This is a genomic window from Bacteroides cellulosilyticus DSM 14838, assembly GCF_000158035.1.
In the GTDB taxonomy this organism is placed as follows: domain Bacteria; phylum Bacteroidota; class Bacteroidia; order Bacteroidales; family Bacteroidaceae; genus Bacteroides; species Bacteroides cellulosilyticus.
The window spans coordinates 970,897-974,131 of record NZ_EQ973491.1 but is presented as its reverse complement, the minus strand read 5'-3'; the positions used below and the strand labels follow the sequence as shown (position 1 = coordinate 974,131).

Below are 3,235 nucleotides of genomic sequence, written 5' to 3'. Positions count from 1 at the left end.
ATAAACTTACTCTCCACACTTTCTTATGTACCAACCTATTTTTAAGCGTTACTTAAAAGCTGTTGTATCTTGTAGCTGTTAAATTTATCCAAAAAAGCATTTTGTACACTTCAACCGTTCCTCCGTACTGATAATCAAAACATTAAAAAAGGCAAGTGTACAAAAGCGCAAAGTATCTAAAAAAATGTTTTCCATACCTTCGAGGCGTGTAAAGGCAATAGTGCCAATGCACGACTGTAAAACATAAACAGATATGGAAAATACAGTAAATCGGGAGCCCCTGGTTTCCGAATTCCCAAGCGTGCGTAGCAAAGCACCACACACCATCAGCATCCACGATTTTATTGACACGGTACGCAGCGACCGCTTCAGGCAAGTCGTGCAGGATTACCGCCGCCTGAAAGCCCTGCCCGGACACGAAGCCGAAGCACAGAAACTGAAAGACGGTATGCCGTGCATCATCCCCGCAGGCGTATGCAGCAACGGACACGCCGTAAAAGACCTGCAACAACACAGCGAATTGCTCTGCATCGACCTCGACCACAGCAACGGACGCACCCGGGAAATCTTCCTCCTCTCCCAATCGCTCCCCTTTGTTGCCGCCTCCTTTATCAGCATCTCCGAAGAAGGAAACAAAATGCTGATACACGTCCGTCCCGAAGACGTGCAGAAAAATTACGAACAGCTTTATGCAGCCGTAGGCAGAGCGGTCAGCGTACACGTAGGTCACCCGTACGATGATAAATGCAAGATACTGACGCAGCCCTGTTTCTACTCCTGGCATCCCGAAGCCTACTACAATCCCGGTGCAATCGCCTTCGAAATGCCTGCGGAAAGCGTAACGAAAGTAACAGAGGTAGGAACGAAAGTAACAGAGGCAGAAACGAAAGAAACAATCGCCCCGGGTAACGCCCCATCGGAAAATGGCTTCATAGCCAACTTCCTCGATGAATTCGAACACCGCAACCCCTTCATCCGGGGTAGTCGGAACGACCTTGCCCTGAAGTTGGGACGTGCGGCAGCAAGTAAGGGATTTTCGCAGGAGGAAACAAAAAAGCTCACCGAACTTTTCGCGCAGCATTACGCCGCTACCGATTTTACGATGCAAGATATACAAAAACGCGTAGTATCTGGTTATCAGTTCATTATTCAGAAGAAAAAGGAAGAAAAAGAGACGAATCGGTGCCATTTCGGTGACAGTGACACCTATGCACCTTTTTCGGTTGCAAACGAGGAGGAATCACCCGAAGAAGTGTTAGAAAAAAACAACGAATTACGGGCCGCTTCCCCATACATCCCCGAGGAAGTTTATACCCGCCTGCCCGAATTTCTGAAACGCTGCTGCACGCATGCCACCGACAAGCGCGAACGCGACCTCATGCTACTGGGCAGCATGAACAGTTGTAGCGCCCTCTTTCCCAACGTCAGTTTCTTCTATAAGAAGTCACTGCTTTCGCCCCATTTCTATCTTGCCGTCGTAGCACCCGCAGGAGCCGGAAAAGGTGCGCTGGGGTTCACCTCCATACTGCTGGACGCCACGCAGGAGTTCTACGACCGGCTGCGCCGCGAACAGAAAAAGGAATACGATCAGAAACTACTGGCCTGGGAGCAGGAACAGCAGCAGGCCCGGCACGCCAAACGCCTGCCCAACCTCGACCTGAAACCGGAAGAGCCCCAGGCGCAATACCTCAAAATCTCAGCCACCACCAGTAAGAGCCGGCTCATACAGAGCCTTGCCGCTGCCGGCGAAATAGGTTGCTGCATGACTACTACCGAAATCAACACCCTGGTCTCCTCGCTGGGACAAGATTGCGGCAAATACGAAGACATCCTCTGTAAGGCGGCCCATCACGAAGAAGTCTCCTCTTCTTACAAGATAGACGGCGACCCCATCGTTGTTCGCCACCCCCACCTGGCACTGAGCATCGCCGGTACGCAGGAACAGTTCCGCAACTTCTTCCGTTCGCTCGAAGTGGGACTCTACAGCCGCTTCGGCATCTACACCCGCCAGCAAAGCCAGTTGTGGGAATCGTGCGCACCCCAGGAAGGGGAAGTGGACCTGCACAGCTACTTCTACGGGTTGGGAAGCGAACTGTTTGAAATGCACAAGCTGCTGCTCCAGTCGCCCACCCTCGTCACCTTCAGTCCCCAACAGTGGCAACAACATACCGCCCACTTCAGCCTCCTGCTGAAACGCACCCTGCTAGAAGGACGCGAATCTTCAAGCGGCATCGTTTACCGCAACGGACTGCTTGCCATGCGCCTGGCAGCCATTCTCACCATTTTCCGGAAATACACCGACTACGCTTACGCGAAGGAATACTGCTGCACGGACGATGATTTCCGAACAGCCATGGACATCGCCCACACGCTGCTCGAACACAGTCTTCTGCTCAGCACCTCGCTGCCCGACACCAGTCTGCCGCCCGTGAGCATGCACAAGTTCCACCAGCTTGAGGACACCCTTGCATCCATGCCAAGAGTTTTTACCTACATGGATTTCGTCCGGGCCGTACAGGAAAATGGAGCCTGCGCACGAACCGGGAAACGCTGGATACAAAAAGCCGTCAAAGCCCAACTTATTATAAAAGAAGGAGATAACTATAAGAAGTGCAACACAAAGAGCACAAAATAGGTGTATAGGTGTCACTGTCACCATTTTGTCACTGACACGGGCAAAAAAAGCGGCCGGAAATGGCTGCATTATGTAAATATTCTACCTTAGTCTGCAATTGTTCCGGACTTCCCGATAAGCCTCCACGAATAATTCAGACTAAAAACTTCAAAACAACAAATTCTTAAAATTCATAGAACATGGAAACAACAGAAAAAACGAAAAGGATTCCCGAAGATAAAAAAGAGACTCCCGAAGATAAATTTGAAATCAAGGCATACCTGAAGACTGAGTTCGCACAGCTCTATTTCCCCTGCCTCTCGGCCGAAGCCGCACTGAAAAAACTGCGGAAGTGGATCGCCGTCAATCCCGAACTGCACCGCCAGCTCTACGGCGGCCGTGAAGGAAAAAATGACCAGACCTTCAGCAAGCGCCAAGTGCAATTATTGATAGATTTTCTCGAAGCGCCCTGATCAGAAGCAATGTTCCGGAGGACAAGAAGCAATGCTGTCTATCATAAGATTGCTTCTTTATCGCCGGAACATTGCTTGTTTTATTTCTTGTCTATTTTCAAATTGATAATTAATGCGAATCAGGAGTTGAATTGATTCATATCTTTCG

Annotated in this window: 2 protein-coding genes; both read left to right on the top strand. The window is 50.1% G+C overall.

Features of this window, described 5'->3' with window-relative positions:
* The first annotated feature begins 253 nt into the window (after positions 1-253).
* Complete coding sequence (locus BACCELL_RS15925; protein ID WP_044153923.1) at positions 254-2,635, top strand: DUF3987 domain-containing protein; 2,382 nt, start codon at positions 254-256, stop codon at positions 2,633-2,635.
* 179 nt (positions 2,636-2,814) lie between these two features.
* A complete protein-coding gene (locus BACCELL_RS15920) occupies positions 2,815-3,087 on the top strand; it encodes a DUF4248 domain-containing protein (protein WP_007212935.1) in 273 nt (90 codons plus the stop codon).
* Positions 3,088-3,235 lie beyond the last annotated feature (148 nt).